The following is a 19,947-nucleotide window of genomic DNA, read 5'->3' as shown; positions in this document are numbered from 1 at the left end:
CGGCGGCCGGAGCCGATTGGCCGGAGCCCTGCCTGGTACCCCTCCTGGCATGCGTCCTTTTCGAAGCACGGCCCGCCGTCTGGGGGCGCTGGCACTGGCCGCCGCGCTGCTCGGCGGCTGGCCGCAGGCGGCGGCCGGCTCAGCGCCGGAACCGGAACCGGCCCTCGACGCCACCGTCGAGGCCGTCCCGCCGGAGAAGCTGGTCGACACCTATCGCGCCGGCTGCCCGGTGGGCCCCGACGACCTGCGGCTGATCCGGATGAACCACTGGGGCTTCGACGGGGTGGTGCACTCCGGCGAGCTGATCGTCCACCGCACCGTCGTCGATGCCGTGGTGGGCGTCTTCGCCAAGGCGTTCGCCGCGCGCTTCCCCATCGCCCGGATGCAGGTGATGGCCGACTTCCACGGCGACGACGAGGCCGCGATGCGGGCCGACAACACCTCCGGCTTCAACTGCCGCCAGGTCACCGGGGATCCCGGCTCGCAGTCGCAGCACTCCTACGGCGACGCCATCGACATCAACACCGTCGAGAATCCCTATGTCGACATCAACGGCGACGTCCACCCCGCCGACGCCACGCGGTATCTCGACCGCGACCAGGCCGTCCCCGGGATGGTCCGACCGGGCAACGTCGTGCACAGCGCCATGGCGGCCATCGGCTGGCAGTGGGGCGGCCGCTGGGACAACCCCGACTACCAGCACTTCTCCCGGAACGGCCGCAGCCTGTGAGCTCCGGCTACCGACCGTCCGTCCCGTCGTGCCAGCCCGGCAGTGCGGAGCCGGCCGCCCAGGTCGCGTGCGTGCCGCTGGAGATGCGTTCCGGCAGCCGCACCCGGGCGATCGGCCCGTCGGTGAGGCGGGCGGCGTCGAAGACCAGGCACTCGGAGCGGTCGGCGTTCATGTCGGTCGTCAGGGTGATGAGGTAGCCGTCGTCCTCCGCGGTCGCGCCCGGTCGCGGGGCCATGGCGGTCTCACTGCCGTAGACCCCCTCGGGCAGCGCGTACCGCTCCTCGCTCCCGGTGTGCAGATCGTGCCGGACGATGCCGTCGAAGAGGAACCAGCCGGGGCGCTGGGTGGCCGCGTAGGTGTACCGGTACGGCTGTCCGCCGAGGTTCGGGTTGATCATCCCGAACTCGGTGAACCGCTCGCTGATCCGCTCCTCCTTCACCTGCCCGGTCACCAGGTTCAGCCGCCAGCGGTGCAGCCGGGTCTCCATCCGCTCCAGCGCCAGGAAGCGGAACATCCGCTGGTAGACGCCCTTCCCGCCGGGGTCGGCCGGTTCCGGGCAGCCCTGGTGGAAGCCGTCGACGACGATCTCGTCGCCGTCCTCGTAGGCGTTGACGAAGTGCAGGACGTACGTCGGGTCGGCCTCGAACCAGCGGACGTCGGTGCCGTGCCGGGGGACGACCCCGAAGCGGCTCGGCAGGTCGCGGTGGAAGCGGGAGGCGTACTTGCCCTGGGCGATCAGCTCCGGGTCCCAGAAGAGCGGGAAGTCGTTCAGGACGGCGTAGTTCTCGGTGAACGCCATGTCGTGCGGCAGGCGCGGGCCGGGCAGCGGGATGTCGGTCAGGTGCTTGAGGCGGTTGTCCGGGCCGACCACCCCGTAGCGCAGGTAGGGCGCCTCGGTGGCGTAGCTGAAGAAGAGCAGCTCGCCCGTGCGGGCGTCGACCTTGGTGTGCGCGGAGACGCCCCACTGCGGCGCCCAGGGGGACTTGCCGAGGGTCTCCAGGGTGAGCGGGTCCAGCCGGTAGAGGTCGCCGCACTGCCAGAAGCTGCTCAGCGCCTGCCCGGCGTGGACGACGATGTCGGTGCTGGAGGCGTCCTTCATCCGGGTGCGCGCACCCCAGCCGTCGGCCCGCAGCGACAGCGCGGGCCGCTCCGCGATGCCCGCCCACAGCGCCCGGCCCGCCTCCTGCTCGGCGGTGAAGCCGTCGGTGCGCACGAAGCGGTTGCGGTAGAAGGCCTTGCCGTCGCGGAACCCCACCACGTGGATCATGCCGTCGCCGTCGAACGGGTGGTACAGCGAGATGGCGGGGTGCACCGGGTTCTCGGTGTTGCGCAGGTAGACGCCGTCGAGGTCGGCCGGGATCTCACCGGTCACCTCCAGGTCGTCCGCCCGCCACTCGGTGGTCTGCGGGCGCCAGGGGCCGGTGCGGTACGGGTGGTCGTCGTCCTCCGGCAGGGTCGACAGGGCTCGCCCGACGATCTCAACGTCCATGGGATTCCTCCTCCACGATGGAAGCACGCAGGACCCGTTTGAGCACCTTGCCCACGGGGTTGCGCGGCAGTTCGGCGCGCAGCTCGAGCCGTTCGGGCAGCTTGTACGAGGCGATGTGCCGCTCCTTGAGGTAGCCGACCAGGTCGTCCAGGTCGAGCGGGGAGCGGGCGACGACCACCGCGCAGATCCGTTCGTCGAGCACCTCGTCGGGATAGCCCACGACCGCGACCTCGGCCACCGCGGGGTGCCCGGCGATCAGCTCCTCCAGCTCCGCGGGGGCGATGTTCATCCCGCCGCGGATCACCACGTCCTTCGCCCGGTCCACGTACCGCAGGAACTGCCCGCGGTCGCCCGCGATCTCGAAGAGGTCGCCCGTTTTGAGGAACCCCTGCTCGTCGAAGGGGCTGGGCAGCTCCGCGCCGCCCAGGTACCCCGCGAAGACCTGCGGGCTCCGGATCCGCAGCTCCCCCGGCCGGCCCGGCTCCTCGATGTCCTGCCCCGTCGCGGTGTCCACGATCCGCACCGTCGTCCAGCCGGCGGCGCGGGTGGACCAGGCGGTGCCGGGCACGCCGTACCGGGGGAAGAAGCGGGCCCGCTCCTGCGGATCCGGCACGTCGTACGGGTCGGTGAGCATCCCCGTGCCCTCGTTCGACCCGAAGAAGTTGATGACGCCGATCCCGTACCGTTCCTGCCAGCCGCGCACCATCGCCGGGGAGAGCGGCGCGGAGCCCGAGCCGATCCGGGTGAGCGAGGAGATGTCGGTGCTCGCGAGGAGTTCCTCCCGGGCGAGCAGCATCGACAGCAGCGCGGGCGGCGCGACGGTGTAGGTGACGCGCTCCTCGGCGATCTGCTGCAGGAACACCGGCAGGTCGAACGGGTGGTGCTGGACGAGCACGCACCCGGTCCGCAGCCACGGCAGGAACAGTCCGCCGAAACCGGCCATGTTGACCATCGGGAAGGGGTTGAGCAGCACGTCGTCCGCGGTCATCCGCGGCGCTTCCAGACACGTCCAGGCGATGGCGAGCCAGTCGTTGTGGCAGCGCGGCACGCCCTTCGGGGTGCTCTCGGTGCCCGAGGTCCAGCAGATGGTGACGCAGTCGTTCGGATCGACGGGGTGCTCGCGGGTGTACGCCGCGACGGCGGCGGGGTCGTACGGCGACCGCAGTTCGGCGTCGAGCGACACCACCCCGGGCGGCAGCTTCGCGTCGTCACCGGCCGCCTCGTACGCGAGCAGCAGCCGCAGCCGCGGCAGCCGCTGCCGCACGCCGTCGACCTCGGCGGCCATCCGCCGCTCCCCGACCCGCTGCGCGGTGATGAACGCCGTGAAGTCCGCCAGCGTGCCCAGCTGCACCGTCTCGTGCTCGCGGTACTGCACCGGCAGTGGGGAGACGATCACCCCGATCCGCCAGCAGGCGAGGTAGACGCAGACCAGCTCGACGATGTTGGGCAGTTGCACCCCCACCACATCGCCCTGGCCGACGCCGTTGCGCAGCAGCACGGCCGCGAAGCGGTCCACGTCCGCGTCGAGTTCGGCCCAGCTCACCCGCCGGGCCGGCCGGCCCACCAGCGCGGCCTTGTTCAGCGGATCGACGAGCGCGAGCCGGCCCGGGTGCTGCCGCACCCGCTCGCGCAGCAGCGAGTCCATCGTCTCGCCGTCCCACCAGCCCGCCGCGGTGTACTCCGCGACCCGTTCGGCCGGATGCAGTCCCCACGCCCCCATGTATGCCCTCTCCTCCGGCGACCGGCCGTCCGGCCCGTGCCCTACCGGTCCCGCAGCAGGGCGAGCGTCCGCTCGCCGCCCGGGTCGGCGTCCGTGCTCGACGCGACGAGGGCGACCTCGTCGACCCCCGCCGCCGCGTACTGCGCGAGGCGGGCGCGGACCGCGTCCGGGCCGCCGACCAGCCCGACCGCGGCGACCAGTTCCGCCGGAACCGCCTTGAGCAGGTCCCGCGGGTGCGGCCGGGTCCGGGCGAACTCCACGACCTCACCGAATCCGGCCTCGGTGAACATCTCCGCGTAGCCCGGCGCCGCCAGGTAGCCGACCACGCCGCGCCGCAGCTGCTCCACCGCCTCCGGGGACGGGTCGACGGCGGCCGTCACCCACGCGGCGACCCGCGGCGCCGGGCGCCCCAGCGCGGCGGCCTCCGCCCGCATCCGGCCGGTCAGCGCCGCCGCCGAGGCCGGGGTGAGGAGGTTCAGCACCATCCGGTCGGCGAACGCGGCGGCCGTGCGGACCGCCAGCGGACCGAAGGCGGCCACCGTCAGCTGCGACTTCGGCGCCGGCAGCCGCAGCCGGTATCCGCTGGTGCGCACGACCTCCCCCGCCGCCGTGGTCCGCTCCCCGTCGAGCAGTTGCCGCAGGGCCGTCGCCGACTCCCGCAGCGCCACCGCGCCGCGCCGGTGCGAGCGGCCGTGCCACTGCTCGACGACGACCGGGCTGGACGTGCCGATCGCCACGTCCACCCGCCGCCCGGCGAGGGCGGCGACCGAGGCGGCCCCGCGCGCGATCGTCATCGGGTCGCGCACGGCCACGGCGAGCGGGCCGACGGTCAGCGCGATGCTCCGGGTGCGCAGGGCGACGGCGGTGGCGAGGGCGAACACGTCGTAGGTGGCCATCTCACCGAGCCACAGCTCCTCGTACCCGTTCCGCTCGGCGGCGTCCGCCGTGAGCAGCGCCTCCTCGGGCGGCCGGTCCTGCCAATAGCCCAGCGACACGGACAACTTCACGTGCTTCAGCCTCCCCGGCCGCGGCCACGAGCCCCTCGGTGCCACGATACGCCGACGCTACAACAGGCAGCGGCGCCGCAGGGCGGCCTTCGACCGGCCGGCCCGGTCGGACAACCATCGGGACGCGGACTCCGTCCTACTCGGCAGCACTCCCTGACGACCGAGGCCGCCACCCATGCCCATCGCCCGCACGACCGTGACCACCGCGACGACCGCCACGACCCTGTTCGCGGCCGTCCTGCTCCTGACCGCCGCCCCGTACGCGCTGGCGGACTCCGGCGTCTCGCTCTCCGTCGACCCCGCCGCCAGCCGCCAGCGCGGCCGGGAGGCCGTGTTCACCGTCGCCGCCGACGCGGCGGACCTCAGTCGCGGCAAAGGGACGTTCACCCTCGCATCCCGCGCCTTCGTCGCGCCCGGCACCGTCGCCAGGGAACGCTTCCACGACGGCAAGGGCGGCCAGTTGTACGCCCGGGCCACGGCGATGGTGCGCTGCGACGCCGCACCCGGCCCGTACACGGTGGAGTTGAAGGACGGCGCCGGCGACCAGGCCGTGGCGGCGGTGACGCTGACAGTCGTGCCCGCGATGGATCCGGGCAACCGGGCCTTCTGCGACGACCCGTCGACGGGCTACGACTCCGTCGCCGACCGGACGAGCGAGGCGGCGGCCGACGACAACGTGGGACACGACGGGATCGGCGTCGGCACCGTCGTCGCGGGCGGCGTGGGCATCGGACTGGTCAGCTCGCTGGCGACCGGTTTCGCCGTCACCCGGTGGCAGCGCAGGCGGGCCGCGCGCTCCTGACGGCGGCGCCCCTGACAGCGGTGAGCCGCGCTGCTTAGGATGGCGGGCAGGACATCGCACGCCGGTCACCGGCCGGGTGAGGCGCGGAGGTGTCCGTGAGGTGCCTTCTGGAGGCATTCCACTGTGTCAGTCGAGTTGAACCACACCATCATCTTCGCCCGGGACAACCGGGCGTCCGCCGAATTCCTCGCCGGGATCCTGGGGTTGAAGGCCGGAGCGCAATGGGGGCCCTTCGTCCCCGTCCAGACGGGCAACGGCGTGACGCTGGACTTCGCGAGCGCCGGCACGGAGAAGATCTCCGCCCAGCACTACGCCTTCCTGGTCTCCGAGGAGGAGTTCACCGCGAGCTTCGACCGGATCCGGCAGGCCGGGCTCACGTACTACGCCGACCCGGGCCTGAAGAAGCCGGGCGAGATCAACCGCAACGACGGCGGTCGCGGCGTGTACTTCCTCGATCCCGACGGCCACGGCATGGAGCTGATCACCCGTCCGTACGGCAGCGGCGGGCAGTAGCCGCCCTTCCGGCCGATGACCCATCGGGTGTGACGCACGTCACATTACATGGGGGCGTTTACCCTCGGCGGGTCCGGGCAGCCGAATGGTCAGAGGCCCCCCTTACCTCGCAGTCTCGGCCCGGTCAGCTCTCCCCCCCTGCTGGCCGGGCCGAACTGCGTCCGCGGCGGCCCGGCCCGCTCACCTCAGGAGGCCACCCGCTGACCCTTGCCCAGGGCCACTATCCCGCCGGCCGACACGGTGTAGTGCTTGACGTCGTGGTCGTGGTTCACGCCGATCGTCGCCCCCGGGGGCACGACGACGTTCTTGTCGAGGATCGCGCGGCGGACGACAGCGCCGCGGCCCACCCGGACGCCCTCCAGCAGGACCGACTCCTGCACGACGGCGCCCTGCTCCACGACCACCCCGGGGGCCAGCACCGAACCGGTGACCTGGCCGCTGATGATGCACCCCGTGCTGACCATCGACTCGCCCGCGATCCCGCCGGCGACGAACTTCGCCGGCGGCCGCTGGGCCTGGTTGGTGAAGATGGGCCACTGCCGGTTGTAGAGGTTGAAGACCGGCTGGATCGACTTGAGGTCCATGTGCGCCTCGTAGTAGGCGTCGAGCGTCCCCACGTCCCGCCAGTAGCCGTGGTCCCGCTCCGTCTCACCGGGCACCTGGTTGTCGTCGAAGTCGTAGACCTGCGCCTGGCCGCGCGCGGTGAGCAGCGGCAGGATGCTGCCGCCCATGTCGTGCACGGAGTTCTCGTCCTCGGCGTCCTCCTGGAGCGCGTCGATGAGGACCTTGGTGGAGAAGATGTAGTTGCCCATCGAGGCGAAGACCCGGTCCGGGTCGTCCGCGAGGCCGGGCGGATCGGCGGGCTTCTCCAGAAAGCCGTCGATCTGCGTGCTGCGGTGTGCGGTGGTGATGACGCCGAAGGACGAGGCCTGCTCGCGCGGCACCCGTATACCGGCGACCGTCACCCCCGCCCCCGCCTCGATGTGCCGGTCGAGCATCTGCCGCGGATCCATGCGGTAGACGTGGTCGGCACCGAAGACCACGATGTAGTCGGGCTGCTCGTCGTGCACGAGGTTGAGCGACTGGAAGATGGCGTCCGCGCTGCCGAGGTACCAGCGGGGTCCCAGGCGCTGCTGCGCCGGGACGGGTGTGACGTAGTCGCCCAGCAGACCGGTCATCCGCCAGGTGGTCGACACATGCCGGTCCAGGGAGTGCGATTTGTACTGTGTGAGCACGCAGATGCGGTGGATGCCGCCGTTCACCAGGTTCGACAGGACGAAGTCCACCAGTCGGTAGACCCCGCCGAATGGCACCGCGGGCTTGGCCCGGTCCGCGGTCAGCGGCATCAGCCGCTTGCCTTCGCCCCCTGCGAGGACGATGCCCAGCACGTTCGGTCGTCCGCTCACCCTGACCCCCTTCGTCTCCGGCTGCCCGCTGGCAGCCGGTCACTCCAGTGCGGCCGGTCCTTTGACGGGGCCGGTCACTCCAGTACCGACGCGTAGACCTCGACGGTCCGCCGTGCCACCGCGTCCCAGCCGAACTCCGTCACGGCCCGCCGCCGTCCCGCCTCTCCCATCGCCCGGGCCCGCGGCCCGTCGGTGACGACCTCGTTGACGGCCGCCGCCAGCGCGGCCTCGAAGCCGCGCGGATCGGCCTCCTCGTACGGCACCAGCAGCCCCGTACGGCCGTGCTCCACCACCTCGGGGATGCCCCCGACGGCGGAGGCGACCACCGCCGTCCCGCAGGCCATGGCCTCCAGGTTGACGATGCCGAGCGGTTCGTAGACCGACGGGCAGACGAACACCGCCGCGTGGGTGAGGAGTTGGACGACGTCGGTACGGGGCAGCATCTGCGGGATCCACACGACGCCGGCGTCGCGCCGCTCGCGCAGCTCACCGACGAGCGAGCGGAACTCCGCGTCGAGCTCGGGGGTGTCGGGCGAGCCGGCGCACAGCACGACCTGCGTTCCGGGGGCGAACTCGCGCGCCGCGCGCACCAGGTGCGGGACGCCCTTCTGCCGGGTGATCCGGCCGACGAACAGGACGAACGGCCGGTCCGGGTCGATGCCGAGGCGCTCCAGCACGTCGGTGCCGGGGTCGGGCCGGTACAGGGCGGTGTCGATGCCGTTGTGCACCACGTGGACCCGGTCGGGATCCACCCGCGGGTAGCAGGCCAGCACGTCGGCGCGCATCCCGTGGGAGACCGCGATCACCGCGTCCGCGGCCTCGACGGCGGTGCGCTCGGCCCAGCAGGAGACCGCGTAGCCGCCGCCCAACTGCTCGGCCTTCCACGGGCGCAGGGGTTCCAGGGAGTGCGCGGTCATCACGTGCGGGATGCCGTGCAGGAGTTTGGCGAGGTGGCCCGCCATGTTGGCGTACCAGGTGTGCGAGTGGACGAGTTCGACGTCCGTCACCGCGGCCGCGATGGACAGGTCCACCGACAGGGTCCGCAGCGCGTTGTTCGCGTCGTCCAGTCCGGCGGCGGCCCGGTGCCGCACCAGGCCGGGGTCCTCGGCCGCGGTGGCGGAGTCGGTGGCGGCGGTGCTCCAGCTGTGGACGCTGAGATCGACGAGCCCGCGCAGCTCCCGCGCGAGGAACTCGGCGTGCACTCCGGCTCCGCCGTACACGTCCGGCGGGTACTCGCGCGTCAACAGCCCGACCTTCACCGTGTTCCACCTCTCCGCTGCTCACCCGGCGTCCGCGGCGTGACCTCCCGGCCCGTTCCGCTCCGGTGTCAGCGGGGCCGGCCCGGGACGCGGAGATCGGTACAGGCCTCGTAGCCCTCTTCTGTACCGGATCGTGGGACGGCAAACGTCACGCGGTCCGTCAGCTGCCCGCCGCCCACCGGTTTTCCCGGCGGCTTGTCCCACGACACGGCAATGGTCCGCGGCCGTGGGAGTGCGCCCTCTCGCGCCGGGCACGGACAATGGGAACAATGCCGAACGACGCGGAGCGTCCTCCACCACGGGCATCGGCCCACGGTGGGGGGCGGACCCGCACCCGGAGGAGACCCAGATGCCGCACGAGCGCGCCGGACAGCCCGCACAGCCCGCCGACCTGGTCGACGTGGCCCGGCTGGTGACCGCGTACTACACCCTGCGACCCGACCCGGGCGAGGTGGGGCAGCGGGTCGCGTTCGGCACCTCAGGACACCGCGGCTCCTCCCTGGCGGTCGCGTTCAACGAGGACCACATCGCCGCCACCAGTCAGGCGATCAGCGAGTACCGGGCGGGGCAGGGGACCGACGGGCCGCTGTTCCTGGGGGCGGACACGCACGCGCTGTCCGAGCCCGCGCGCGCCACCGCGCTGGAGGTGTTCGCCGCCAATGACGTCACCGTGCTGATCGACAGCGCGGACGGCTACACCCCCACCCCCGCGGTCTCGCACGCCATCCTGGTGCACAACCGCGGTCGCACCACGGGGCTGGCGGACGGCGTGGTCGTCACGCCGTCGCACAATCCGCCGGCCGACGGCGGCTTCAAGTACAACCCGCCGAACGGCGGCCCCGCCGGCTCCGAGGCGACGTCCTGGATCCAGGACCGGGCCAACGAACTGATCGCCGGCGGCCTCAAGGACGTCCGGCGGATCCCCTACGCCCGCGCGCTCGCCGCCGGCACCACGGACCGCTACGACTTCCTGACCCACTACACCGACGACCTGCCCGCCGTGGTCGACCTGGAGGCGGTCCGGGCGGCCGGCGTGCGGATCGGCGCGGACCCGCTCGGCGGCGCGTCGGTCGGGTACTGGGGGCGCATCGCCGAGCGGCACGGGCTGGACCTGACGGTCGTCAACCCGTACTCCGACCCCACCTGGCGCTTCATGACGCTGGACTGGGACGGCAAGATCCGGATGGACTGCTCGTCGCCGCACGCCATGGCCTCGCTCATCGCGCGGCGCGACGACTTCCAGGTCTCCACCGGCAATGACGCGGACGCCGACCGGCACGGCATCGTGACACCGGACGCCGGGCTGATGAATCCCAACCACTACCTCGCCGTCGCCATCTCCTACCTGTACGAGCACCGCGGGCAGTGGCCGGCCGACGCCGGGATCGGCAAGACCCTGGTCTCCTCGTCGATGATCGACAAGGTGGCGGCGGGCCTGGGCCGCAAGCTCGTGGAGGTGCCGGTCGGCTTCAAGTGGTTCGTGGACGGGCTGCTGGACGGCTCACTGGGCTTCGGCGGCGAGGAGTCCGCCGGCGCGTCCTTCCTGCGCCGCGACGGCTCGGTGTGGACCACCGACAAGGACGGCATCCTGCTCGCGCTCCTCGCGGCGGAGATCATCGCGGTCACCGGCCGCAGCCCGTCGGAGCACTACGCCGACCTCACCGCGCGCTTCGGCGAACCCGCCTACGCGCGCATCGACGCGCCCGCGACCCGTGAGCAGAAGGCCGTCCTCGCCTCGCTCTCCCCCGAGCAGGTGCCGGCGGGCGAGCTGGCCGGCGAGCCGGTCACCTCGGTCCTCACCGCCGCGCCCGGCAACGGCGCGTCGCTGGGCGGTCTGAAGGTCGCCTCCGACAACGCCTGGTTCGCGGCCCGGCCGTCCGGTACCGAGGACGTCTACAAGATCTACGCGGAGTCCTTCCACGGCCCGGAGCACCTCGCCCGGGTGCAGGAGGAGGCGAAGGCGATCGTGTCCAAGGCCCTGGGCGACGCGTCGAGCAGCACCTGACGAAGGGAACCACTCGTGAGCGGCAGCGGATTGTCCGGGGAGCGCCTCGACCGGATGCGCGACGTCATGTCCGGGTACGTCGAACGCGGCGAGGTGCCCGGACTGGTGACGGTGGTGCACCGGCGCGGTGAGACCCGGGTCGAGGCGCTCGGCACGACGGCCGCCGGCGGCACCGTCCCGATGCGCCGCGACACGATCTTCCGGATCGCGTCGCTCACCAAACCCGTCACCGCCGTGGCCGCGATGATCCTGGTGGAGGAGTGCCGGCTGCGGCTGGACGAGCCGGTGGACCGGCTGCTGCCGGAACTCGCCGGCCGCAGGGTGCTCCGGCGGCTCGACGGACCGCTCGACGACACCGTTCCCGCGCGTCGGCCGATCACGCTGCGGGATCTGCTGACGTTCCGGCTGGGCATCGGGTCGGTGCTCGCGCCCCGGGGGACCCACCCGATCCAGCGGGCGATGGACGAGGCCGGCCTCACCCCCGGCCCCAACCCGCCGGCGATCGGTCCCGACGAGTGGATGAAGCGGCTGGGCACTCTGCCGCTGGTCCACCAGCCGGGCGAGCAGTGGATGTACCACACGGGTGCCGACGTGCTCGGGGTGCTGATCGAGCGCGCGGCCGGTCAGTCGTTCGCGTCCTTCCTCAGCGATCGCGTCCTCGCGCCGCTGGGCATGCGGGACACCGCGTTCCACGTGCCGCCGGAGAAGCTCGACCGGCTGCCCCCCTGCTACCGGATGCTCGCCCGCACCGGTGAGCTGTCGCTGCAGGACGATCCCGGCGACAGCCGCTGGGGCCGGCCGGTGGCGTTCGCCTCCGGTGGTGGCGGGCTCGTCTCGACGGCCGACGACTACCTGGCGTTCTGCCGGATGCTGCTGGACCGGGGGCGGCACGGCAGCGGACGCGTGCTGTCCCGGACCTCGGTCGAACTCATGACCAGCAACCAGCTGCCGGCGGAGCAGAGGCCGGGAACCCACAGCTTCCTCGGTCCCGACGAGGGCTGGGGCTTCGGCCTCTCCGTGTCCCTGCGGCGCTTCGATCTGGCGACGACCCCGGGGCGGTTCGGATGGAACGGCGGTACGGGTACCTCCGCGTACACGGACCCGGGGGAAGGCCTCGTCGGCATCCTGCTGACCCAGCGCCAGATGGATTCCCCGACTCCTCCCCCGCTCTTCCAGGACTTCTGGACCTCGGCGTACCGGGCGATAGACGACTGAGCCGCGGGGTCGTCACCCCGCAGCCTCGCCGGCCCTCCGCTTGCTCACTCAGTACCTGGCCGACGTGGGCAGCCGGGACCTACTTCGGTGCGGACTCGCTCTGCTGCGGGGTCTCGGCGGCCGCGGTGGTGGCGGTGGTGGCCGGGACGGCCTCGTAGTAGACCGAGCGGGACTGCTTCGAGCGCAGGGCCGCGGACTTGCGGACCAGACCCTCGAGCGCGGTGCGCACGCTCATGATGGTGACCGCGCGCTCCGGCGTCGAGATGGCCGTGGCGACCTCCGCGGCCGAGGCCGGGGCGCCCTGCTTGAGCAGGTAGTTCTCGACGACCTTCACGAGCTTGTCGGCCTTGGGGGCGGCCGCCTTGGTGTCGGCCGCCTTCGGGGCGGCGGTCTTGGCGGCGGTGGCCTTCGCCGGCTTCTCGGTCGCGGTCTTGGTCGCGGTGGCCTTCGCCGTCGTGGCCTTGGCCGTCGCGGCCTTCGCCGGCTTCTCGGCGGCGGTCTTGGTCGCCGTGGCCTTGGTCGCGGTGGCCTTGGTGGCGGTGGCCTTGGTGGCGGTGGCGGTGGCGGTGGCCTTGGTCGCGGTGGCCTTGGCGGGCGCCTTGGTGGCGTGCGCGGCGTCGGCGACGACGCTCTTCGCGTCGGTCTTGCGACCGCGGCCGGCACGGCCCTGGGTCGGGACCGCCTTGCGCGCGGTACGACGGCGGGCGCCGGGCACCTTCGCCGACTTCGCGTGCGGCGCGGCGTGCGCCTCCGGCTCGCCGGTCACCACCGCGGCCTGCTCGGGGGCGGTCAGCTTCGTCGCGCCGACGGCGCTCTGCATGCTCAGCAGCATCTCGCGATCCTGGACGAGGATCTCGAGCTCCTTCTGGAGAGCGTCGATCTGCGCGAGGACGCGGTCGCGGTCACCTTCGTTCTGCCGCAGATCGGCGGCGACGCGGGCCTCGTACTCGCCCTGGAGACCCTGGTTCTTGGACATGACGTCCGACATGGACACCACTCGCCTTTCGTTGCTCACTTCGCGTCGTTGATGACGGTGATGGTAGCCATCAACCTTTGAGGGGATATTCGAAACGGACGCTCACATCACGTCCCCATGGTCCGGGCCGGACCGAGCTCCACCGACATCCGTATGAGTAAGACCATCCCAGTCAACGTCCGCGAAAGCCAACTCGGTTCCCGGGATCCCGTCCGGGAGGTTACATCTTTCGGGCGTCCGAGGATAGGAGCCGCGTCCGCCGTTGACCTGGAAGTGCGTCCGCCCGTGCGGCGAATTCCATTCCCAGCGCGGCGAGTTGCCCCACTCGGCCGGGTACCGGCCGGGCGGTCCCGCGCTTCCGGGTGTTCGCGGTCCGCGGGAGAAACTCGGCGAACAGTTCGAGTTCGCTCCCGCACTCCCCGCGGCGGCTCCCGGCGTCCCGCACTCGCTTTCCGGGACTCCCGGCGCCCGCCGCGGCACGGTCCGATCCTGGAGTGACGCGAGTGAATGGGCACATCGTGTTCGAGTCTTCGGGTGACTTCCGGGAAGCGGAGGACGTCCGGGCGGAAATGGATCCGGCGCCGGACGCCGAACGCCAATCCCGCCGACGGTCGTAGGAGTTGTTCGGCGCGGACGGGCAAGAAGCCGCCTATGAGACCAAGTGACGAAGTGGCCGTGCGACGCATCGGCGTGCTGCTCGTGATGCAGGGTGTGCTGTTGATCGGTTTCGGCCTCCTGCTCACCCGGTGGCTGGTGAAGGTCCCGCCTTTCACGGCCGAGGGCGGGATCAACCGCGCCTTCGCCGCGCACCGGTCGGCGGACTGGAACAGCGCCACCTACTGGATGTCCCAGGCGGGCAACACCCAGGCCGTCGTGCTGGTCACGACGGTGGCGCTCGCCGTGCTCCTGCTGCCGGCCTTCGGTGACCGGTTCCGGCGCGAGGCCCTGTTCCTGGCCGCGTCGGTGGCACTGCAGTCACTGGTGTTCCTCACCGCGACGGCGGCCATCGACCGGGCGCGGCCGGACGTGGTGCACCTCGACGCCGCCCCGCCGACCTCCAGTTTCCCCTCCGGGCACACCGGTGCGGCGACGGCGCTGTACGGCGGTCTGGCCGTGATCGCCGTCCTGCGGCTGCGCGGCGTCCGCCGCTGGGTGCTCGCCGGCATCCTGTTCGCCGTCCCCGTCCTGGTCGCGGTGTCGCGCCTGTACCGCGGGATGCACTATCCGACCGATGTGCTCTTCGGCATGCTCAACGGGTACGGAATCCTGCTCATCATGGGCCGTTCGCTGCTGCCGGCGCGGGCCCGTCCGGAACGGACGGACAAAGCAGGGCGGCGGGACACCGCGGACGCGCCCGCCGACCGGCGCGAGCGGCGGGCCGCCGTCGTGCTGAACCCGACCGTGGTCGACGACGCGCTGCACGACGCGCTCCGCCGCACCCTGGGCCGGTTCGGTTTCCATGACGTCTCGTGGCACACGACCACCGAAGAGGACCCGGGCGCCGGCGCCGCCCGGCGGGCCACGCAGCGCACGCCCGACCTGATCGTCGTGTGCGGCGGGGACGGCACCGTCATGGCCTGCGCGGGCGTCCTGGCGCACACCGGGATCCCGACCGCCGTCCTGCCCTGCGGCACCGGCAACCTGCTGGCACGCAACCTCGGCTACCCGGTCGATCCGGTCGACGCGCTCGTCGCCGCACTGGAGGGCACCGCACGGCCGATCGACCTCGGGATCGCCGAGGGCGACGGGATCGACGGGGCCCGGTTCGCCGCCATGGCCGGCGCCGGCTTCGACGCGGCCGTGGTCCAGGACGCCTCCTCCCGGATGAAGGCGGGCATCGGCTGGGCCGCCTACCTGGTCTCGGGCGCGCGCCACCTGCGCGACCCCCGGATGCGGCTGACCCTGCGGCTCGACGACGGACCCGCACTCGAGCGCCGGGCGCGCATGGTCCTGGTGGGCAACGTCGGCACCCTGCAGGGCGGTGTCCCCCTGCTCCCGGCCGCGAAGCCGGACGACGGGGTGCTGGACGTCGTGCTGCTCGACCCCACGGGACCGCTCGGCTGGCTGCGCGCCGCCACTCATGTACTGAAGCGGCAGCACCGGGAGACGGTGCCCCGGCCGCCGGGCGGCGGGGAGCGTTTCGCCCGCGGCACGCTGGAGTACTTCACCGCCCGGCGCGTCGAGATGGTTTTCCAGCAGCCCCAGGAGCGGGAGTTGGACGGCGAACCGGTCGGCCCCGGCACCCGGCTGGCGATCGAGGTCGATCCGGGCGCCCTGCTGATGCAACTGCCGGCGACGGCGCCGGCGGCACCGCCGTCGACGCAGGCACCCACCGACGAACCGGCAGTCCTGACAGGAGCACACGATGGGCACGGCAACCCGCGTTCCACAGACCCGCAACTTCACGGGGGACGAGCTCTCGGGTGACGAGGCGTGGTCCACTCTGCGGCGCTACGGCGGGTGGAAGCTGGTCCGCGACGCCTTCATGAGGTTCCGGTACGCCGACGGCTTCAGCCACGCGCGGGCGCTGGCCCTGCAGACGGTCCTGTCGCTGGTGCCGCTCGCCATCGCCCTCATCGGCCTGTCGACCGTGCTGCACGCGGAGAACATCGGGCGGGTGGCCGAACTCACCGTGCTGCGCATCTCCAGCGGCCCGAGTTCCGACGTCGTCCGGAACGCCCTCGCCGACAGCCGCCGGCACGCCGACGAGGGCGGGCAGCTGGCGCTGTGGTTCGGTCTGCTGTTCGCCCTGGTGAACGTCACCACCGCGATGAGCCAGGTCGAGCGCGGCGCCAACCGCATCTACGGCGTGGAGCGCGACCGGCCCTTCCACCTGAAGTACCGGCGCGGGCTGATGATGATGCTGTTCGCCGGGCTGCCGCTGGGCCTGGGATCCGTCCTCATGGTCAGCGGCGCGGACATCGCGGCGGCGGCGGCCGAGGTGTACCACTGGACGCACGGCCAGACCATGGCCTGGAACCTGCTGCGACGGCCGGTGGGCATCCTGCTCGCGCTCTTCGCCACCTGTGTCATCTTCCGCAGTTCGCCGCGCCGCCGGCAGCCCGGCTACACCTGGCTGGTCTTCGGCGCGGCCGTCTACCTGGTGCTGTGGACCCTGCTGACCTGGCTGCTCAGCCTGTACGTCGAGTTCAGCAGCTCGTTCAACTCCGTGTACGGCCCGCTCAGCGCCTTCATCTCCCTGCTGCTGTGGTCCTACCTCACGGCGATAGCACTGTTCCTGGGCATCGCGTTCGCCGCCCAACTGGAGGCGGTCCGGGCCCGCGTCAAGAAGCCGATCCTCAAGGACCCGGGGGTGTGAGCGTGCGTGAGCGGAACGCGGCGGGACGAGCCCCGCGAAACCAACCTGATGATTCCCCGCAGGATCGGGTAGCTGTCACCGGCATGACGGCACTGCGGCGATTTCCCGGAAACCTGATCCACCGGCTGCGCGGCCCGGACGAGCGCCTCGGGGTACGGCTGCTGCTCACCGCGGCGGCGTTCGCCCTGGCCGCCGTACCGTTCGCGCTCGTCCTGGTCCTCGTGGAGGGCCACTGGGCTCCGCTGCACCGCGCGGACCGGGGCGCGGCCGACAGCCTGCACCAGGCGGCGCTGGACCACCCGGCCTGGGTGACGGTGCTGCGCTTCCTCACCAACGGCCCGTGGTCGCCCACCGTGATGCGGCTGCTGGTGGCCGCGGTCGTGGTGTGGCTGCTGTACCGCCGTGCCTGGCGGCTGGCGGCCTGGGCCGCCGTCACGTCCCTCCTCAGCTCCTCGATCGGGGTGCTGGTCAAGACGGCCGTCGAGCGCGCCCGCCCGCAGCTGCCGGACCCGGTGGCGCACGCTCCGGGCTACTCGTTCCCCTCCGGTCACGCCATGACGGCCACCACGTCCTGCGGGATCCTGCTGCTCGTGCTGCTGCCCCTGATCCCGCCCCGGCTGCGGCCCCTGGCGTGGACGGCGGCGGTGGTGTCGGTGGTGGGTGTCGGGTACACCCGGGTCGCCCTGGGCGTGCACTGGGCCAGTGACGTGGTGGGCGGCTGGCTGCTCGGCCTGGCCCTGCTCACCGCCACCGCCGCCGCGTTCCAGGCCTGGCGCCAGGAGGCGGGCCTCGCCCACACCGCGCCGTCCCACGAGGGACTGGAACCCGAACTGGACACCCCTGGAACCGCCCCCGAACCGGCACTCGACCTGGGTCACCACGACCACCGGTGACAGCGGCCGGCCCCCGGGCCGCCGACAGCGGCCGGCGGCCCGGGGGCCCACCCGTCAGAACAGGGTGTCGGCGATTCGGTCGATCTGCTCGGGGTCCGGCGACCAGCAGTAGAGGATCACCTCGTCGGCGCCGAGGTCGGTGAACACGCCCACCGCGGCCTGGATCTCCTTGGGAGTGCCCAGCACACTGTCGGCGAAGTGCGAGGCGTCCCCCAGGAACGCGTAGTAGCGCGCGACGTTGGCGCGGGCCTCCGCGACCACCTCGTCCGGGCCGATGGCGACGTTGACCTGGGCCACGAGGCGGGGGCCGGTCGGGCGGCCGGCGTCGCGCCAGGCCTGCTCCGCCAGCCGGAACAGCCGGTCGGTGAAGTCCGGTGACGGGGCCGCGCCGAGGAAGCCGTCGCCCCAGCGGGCGGCGCGGGCGATCGCGGCGGGGGTGAAGCCCCCGAAGAGCACCTCGGGGCCGCCGGGGGTCACGGGTACCGGCCCGATCGGGCCCACTCCCTCACCGTACGACCCGCCCGCCCAGACGCGGCGCAGCACTTCGATCTGCTCGTCCAGCCGCCGGCCGCGCCGGTGGAAGTCGACCCCGGTGGCCAGGTAGTCCTCCTCGCGCATGCCGATGCCGATGCCGAGGGTGAAGCGGCCGCCGGACAGCAGGTCCAGGGTGGCGGTCTGCTTGGCCAGCAGGGCGGTGCTGTGCACCGGTGCCAGCACCACCTCGGACTGGACGCGGATGCGCCGGGTGGCGCCGGCGAGGGCGGCCAGGGTGACCAGCGGCTCGGGGTTGTCGTGGACCAGCCGGTCCAGCAGTCCGAGGGTGCTGAAGGGGCCGGCGTCGGCCCGGCGGGCCCAACTCAGCAGCTGACCGGGGTCGTCGACGGGAAGACCGAGACCGATGTTCATCAGTGTCTCCTTCGGAAGGGCACACGGGATCGCTGCCGCCCCTCCGTGATCGCGCACGAGCCGACCGTGCGGGCGCGCTCCCGTCTGCGGCGTACCTCCAGGGGGCGCTGATCGGAGTCCGGCCATCCTAGGGGCAGTCGCGCGCGGTGGGCGGGCCACCGACCGGATCAGGACAGCGCGGCGGGTCACGGTGCCCGGCGGGCGCGCTCGCGTAGGGTCGCACCGTGGCCTTGATCCGTATCGAGCGCTCTTCCGCGCTGCCCGTCGACGAGGTGTGGCGGCGGCTCACCCGCTGGGAGCGGCACGCCGCCCATGTGCCGCTGACCAGCATCGTCGTCACCACCCCGCCCCCCACCGGGCCGGGCACCGTGTTCGTGGCGCGGACCGGGATGGGGCCGGTCGGGTTCGACGACCCGATGGAGGTGGTGCGCTGGGAGCCGCCGGCGCCGGGCGGCAGCGGCCGCTGCCGGCTGGAGAAGCACGGCACGCTCGTGCTGGGCTGGGCCGAGATCGAAGTGGCGGCGCAGGGCACCGGATCGCGCCTGACCTGGCGCGAGGAGCTGCGGATCCGCGGACTGCCGCGGTTCTTCGACGGCCTGACGGCACGGTCCGGCCGGCTGATGTTCGGCCGGGCGATCACCGGACTGCTCGCGGAGGCATAGCCGCACCGGGGAGGCCCGGTCGCGACGAGGACCAGGACGAGGACGGCGGAGAGCGGCGATGGACGGACGACTGGTCGTGGTCGGCAGTCTCAACATGGACCTGTCGGTCACGGTGCCGCGCCTGCCCCGGCCGGGCGAGACCGTCTCCGGCGCCGATGTGGTGCGCGGGCCGGGCGGGAAAGGCGGAAACCAGGCGGTCGCCGCGGCACGGCTGGGCGCCCGCGTCCGCATGGTCGGGCTGCTCGGGGACGACGCCCACGGCGGCGAACTGCGCGCCGCCCTGGTGGCGGAGGGCATCGACGACCGTGCGGTGGGCACGCTGCCGGACACCCCTTCCGGACTGGCGCTGATCGTGGTGCGGCACGACGGCGAGAACACGATCACCCTCTCCCCCGGTGCCAACGACCGCCTCGACGAGAGCGCCCTGCGGACCCTCACCGCAGGGACCGTGGCGCACCGCGCCGACACCGTCCTGCTCCAGCTCGAAGTGCCGCTGCCCACCGTGCTGGCCGCCGCCCGCGCGGCCCGCGCCGCAGGGGCGCTGACCGTGCTCAACGCCGCTCCGCTGCCCGCTCCCGACCCGTTGCTTTACGAACTGCTGCGGGAGGTCGACGTCCTGATCGTCAACGAGACCGAGGCGGCCGGTCTGCTCGGTCGGCCCGGCGGGGGGAGCTGGACGGCCCGCGCGGAGCAGCTCCGCCGGCTGGGGCCGGGGACCGTCGTGGTGACCCTCGGCGCCGCCGGGGCGGTCGCCGCCGGCGCCGGGAGCCCGCTCACCGAACCGGGCTTCCCGGTCCACGCGGTCGACGCCGTCGGCGCGGGCGACGCGTTCTGCGCCCAACTCGCCCTCGCCCTCGGCCAGAAGCGGCCGCTGGCCGACGCGGTCCGCGGTGCCTGCGCCGCCGGCGCCGTGGCCGCCACCCGCCCCGGCGCCCAGCGGGCACTGCCCACCCGGGCGGAGGTCGACGCGCTGCTGGCGCGCGATCCCCGGTGATCCCCGGTGATCACGGTACGAGGGGCGCTCCGGCCCGGACGGGCTCGGCCA

Annotated in this window: 17 protein-coding genes; 10 read left to right on the top strand and 7 right to left on the bottom strand. The window is 72.8% G+C overall.

From position 1 onward, the window contains the following. Positions 1-49 precede the first annotated feature (49 nt). Complete coding sequence (locus ABZ721_RS29535; protein ID WP_358791801.1) at positions 50-730, top strand: M15 family metallopeptidase; 681 nt, start codon at positions 50-52, stop codon at positions 728-730. Positions 731-737: 7 nt separating this feature from the next. On the opposite strand, the gene ABZ721_RS29530 is transcribed toward ABZ721_RS29535, so the two are convergent. Genes ABZ721_RS29530 through ABZ721_RS29520 form a run of 3 tightly spaced genes read right to left on the bottom strand, consistent with a single transcriptional unit; the run spans position 738 to position 4,946 of the window. After that, complete coding sequence (locus ABZ721_RS29530) at positions 738-2,219, bottom strand: carotenoid oxygenase family protein (RefSeq protein ID WP_358791800.1); 1,482 nt, start codon at positions 2,217-2,219, stop codon at positions 738-740. After that, on the bottom strand, positions 2,209-3,939 hold the full coding sequence (locus tag ABZ721_RS29525) for a class I adenylate-forming enzyme family protein (protein WP_358791799.1): 1,731 nt from the start codon (positions 3,937-3,939) through the stop codon (positions 2,209-2,211). Before ABZ721_RS29525 ends, ABZ721_RS29530 begins: the two co-directional genes overlap by 11 nt. 41 nt (positions 3,940-3,980) lie before the next feature. Next, positions 3,981-4,946, bottom strand: coding sequence for an LLM class F420-dependent oxidoreductase (locus tag ABZ721_RS29520; RefSeq protein WP_358791798.1), 966 nt, complete (start codon positions 4,944-4,946; stop codon positions 3,981-3,983). 175 nt (positions 4,947-5,121) lie between these two features. On the opposite strand from ABZ721_RS29520, the gene ABZ721_RS29515 reads away from it, so the two are divergent. Together ABZ721_RS29515 and ABZ721_RS29510 are read left to right on the top strand one after the other, a co-directional pair. Beyond that, positions 5,122-5,748, top strand: a complete 627-nt coding sequence (locus ABZ721_RS29515; protein WP_358791797.1) for a hypothetical protein — start codon at positions 5,122-5,124, stop codon at positions 5,746-5,748. 123 nt (positions 5,749-5,871) lie between these two features. After that, on the top strand, positions 5,872-6,261 hold the full coding sequence (locus ABZ721_RS29510) for a VOC family protein (protein ID WP_358791796.1): 390 nt from the start codon (positions 5,872-5,874) through the stop codon (positions 6,259-6,261). A gap of 185 nt (positions 6,262-6,446) precedes the next feature. Here ABZ721_RS29510 and glgC read toward each other — a convergent pair whose 3' ends face one another. Together glgC and glgA are read right to left on the bottom strand one after the other, a co-directional pair. Next, entirely contained in the window at positions 6,447-7,667 is a 1,221-nt protein-coding gene (gene glgC, locus ABZ721_RS29505; protein WP_358791795.1) for a glucose-1-phosphate adenylyltransferase, read from the bottom strand. A gap of 74 nt (positions 7,668-7,741) precedes the next feature. Next, positions 7,742-8,926 (bottom strand): glycogen synthase, encoded by a 1,185-nt coding sequence (glgA, locus tag ABZ721_RS29500; RefSeq protein WP_358791794.1) that lies wholly within the window; start codon positions 8,924-8,926, stop codon positions 7,742-7,744. A gap of 349 nt (positions 8,927-9,275) precedes the next feature. Here glgA and pgm point away from each other — a divergent pair, with 349 nt between their 5' ends. Continuing rightward, positions 9,276-10,931: a phosphoglucomutase (alpha-D-glucose-1,6-bisphosphate-dependent) gene (gene pgm / locus ABZ721_RS29495; protein ID WP_358791793.1), complete on the top strand. Its 1,656-nt coding sequence runs from the start codon at positions 9,276-9,278 to the stop codon at positions 10,929-10,931. Between the two features lie 15 nt (positions 10,932-10,946). Next, a complete protein-coding gene (locus ABZ721_RS29490) occupies positions 10,947-12,146 on the top strand; it encodes a serine hydrolase domain-containing protein (protein ID WP_358791792.1) in 1,200 nt (399 codons plus the stop codon). Between the two features lie 79 nt (positions 12,147-12,225). On the opposite strand, the gene ABZ721_RS29485 is transcribed toward ABZ721_RS29490, so the two are convergent. Next, entirely contained in the window at positions 12,226-13,134 is a 909-nt protein-coding gene (locus ABZ721_RS29485) for a hypothetical protein (RefSeq protein WP_358791791.1), read from the bottom strand. Between the two features lie 639 nt (positions 13,135-13,773). On the opposite strand from ABZ721_RS29485, the gene ABZ721_RS29480 reads away from it, so the two are divergent. The 3 genes from ABZ721_RS29480 to ABZ721_RS29470 all read left to right on the top strand — a co-directional run bounded on the left by ABZ721_RS29480 (position 13,774) and on the right by ABZ721_RS29470 (position 17,334). Beyond that, positions 13,774-15,549, top strand: a complete 1,776-nt coding sequence (locus tag ABZ721_RS29480; RefSeq protein WP_358791790.1) for a diacylglycerol kinase family protein — start codon at positions 13,774-13,776, stop codon at positions 15,547-15,549. Next, positions 15,488-16,441: a YihY/virulence factor BrkB family protein gene (locus ABZ721_RS29475; protein ID WP_358791789.1), complete on the top strand. Its 954-nt coding sequence runs from the start codon at positions 15,488-15,490 to the stop codon at positions 16,439-16,441. Before ABZ721_RS29480 ends, ABZ721_RS29475 begins: the two co-directional genes overlap by 62 nt. 83 nt (positions 16,442-16,524) lie before the next feature. Beyond that, positions 16,525-17,334 (top strand): phosphatase PAP2 family protein, encoded by an 810-nt coding sequence (locus ABZ721_RS29470; protein WP_358791788.1) that lies wholly within the window; start codon positions 16,525-16,527, stop codon positions 17,332-17,334. Between the two features lie 54 nt (positions 17,335-17,388). On the opposite strand, the gene ABZ721_RS29465 is transcribed toward ABZ721_RS29470, so the two are convergent. After that, entirely contained in the window at positions 17,389-18,240 is an 852-nt protein-coding gene (locus ABZ721_RS29465; RefSeq protein WP_358791787.1) for an LLM class flavin-dependent oxidoreductase, read from the bottom strand. A gap of 224 nt (positions 18,241-18,464) precedes the next feature. On the opposite strand from ABZ721_RS29465, the gene ABZ721_RS29460 reads away from it, so the two are divergent. Next, the gene (locus ABZ721_RS29460; RefSeq protein ID WP_358791786.1) at positions 18,465-18,902 is read left to right on the top strand and encodes an SRPBCC family protein; all 438 of its coding nucleotides are present in this window, start codon (positions 18,465-18,467) and stop codon (positions 18,900-18,902) included. Between the two features lie 58 nt (positions 18,903-18,960). After that, positions 18,961-19,896 carry a ribokinase gene (locus tag ABZ721_RS29455; RefSeq protein WP_358791785.1) on the top strand — a complete coding sequence of 312 codons (936 nt, stop codon included), beginning with the start codon at positions 18,961-18,963 and terminating at the stop codon, positions 19,894-19,896. Positions 19,897-19,947 lie beyond the last annotated feature (51 nt).

The organism is Streptomyces sp. NPDC006733 (assembly GCF_040636125.1).
Classification (GTDB): domain Bacteria; phylum Actinomycetota; class Actinomycetes; order Streptomycetales; family Streptomycetaceae; genus Actinacidiphila.
The sequence above is the reverse complement of the archived record's forward strand: the minus strand, read 5'-3'. Positions and strand labels throughout refer to the sequence as shown.

Excerpts from the sequence above, each read along its gene's own strand:
- ABZ721_RS29535 (WP_358791801.1), top strand. The coding sequence starts at position 50 with ATGCGTCCTTTTCGAAGCACGGCCCGCCGTCTGGGGGCGCTGGCACTG.
- ABZ721_RS29530 (WP_358791800.1), bottom strand. The coding sequence starts at position 2,219 with ATGGACGTTGAGATCGTCGGGCGAGCCCTGTCGACCCTGCCGGAGGAC.
- ABZ721_RS29525 (WP_358791799.1), bottom strand. The coding sequence starts at position 3,939 with ATGGGGGCGTGGGGACTGCATCCGGCCGAACGGGTCGCGGAGTACACC.
- ABZ721_RS29515 (WP_358791797.1), top strand. The coding sequence starts at position 5,122 with ATGCCCATCGCCCGCACGACCGTGACCACCGCGACGACCGCCACGACC.
- pgm (WP_358791793.1), top strand. The coding sequence starts at position 9,276 with ATGCCGCACGAGCGCGCCGGACAGCCCGCACAGCCCGCCGACCTGGTC.
- ABZ721_RS29485 (WP_358791791.1), bottom strand. The coding sequence starts at position 13,134 with ATGTCGGACGTCATGTCCAAGAACCAGGGTCTCCAGGGCGAGTACGAG.
- ABZ721_RS29480 (WP_358791790.1), top strand. The coding sequence starts at position 13,774 with ATGAGACCAAGTGACGAAGTGGCCGTGCGACGCATCGGCGTGCTGCTC.
- ABZ721_RS29475 (WP_358791789.1), top strand. The coding sequence starts at position 15,488 with ATGGGCACGGCAACCCGCGTTCCACAGACCCGCAACTTCACGGGGGAC.
- ABZ721_RS29470 (WP_358791788.1), top strand. The coding sequence starts at position 16,525 with ATGACGGCACTGCGGCGATTTCCCGGAAACCTGATCCACCGGCTGCGC.
- ABZ721_RS29465 (WP_358791787.1), bottom strand. The coding sequence starts at position 18,240 with ATGAACATCGGTCTCGGTCTTCCCGTCGACGACCCCGGTCAGCTGCTG.
- ABZ721_RS29455 (WP_358791785.1), top strand. The coding sequence starts at position 18,961 with ATGGACGGACGACTGGTCGTGGTCGGCAGTCTCAACATGGACCTGTCG.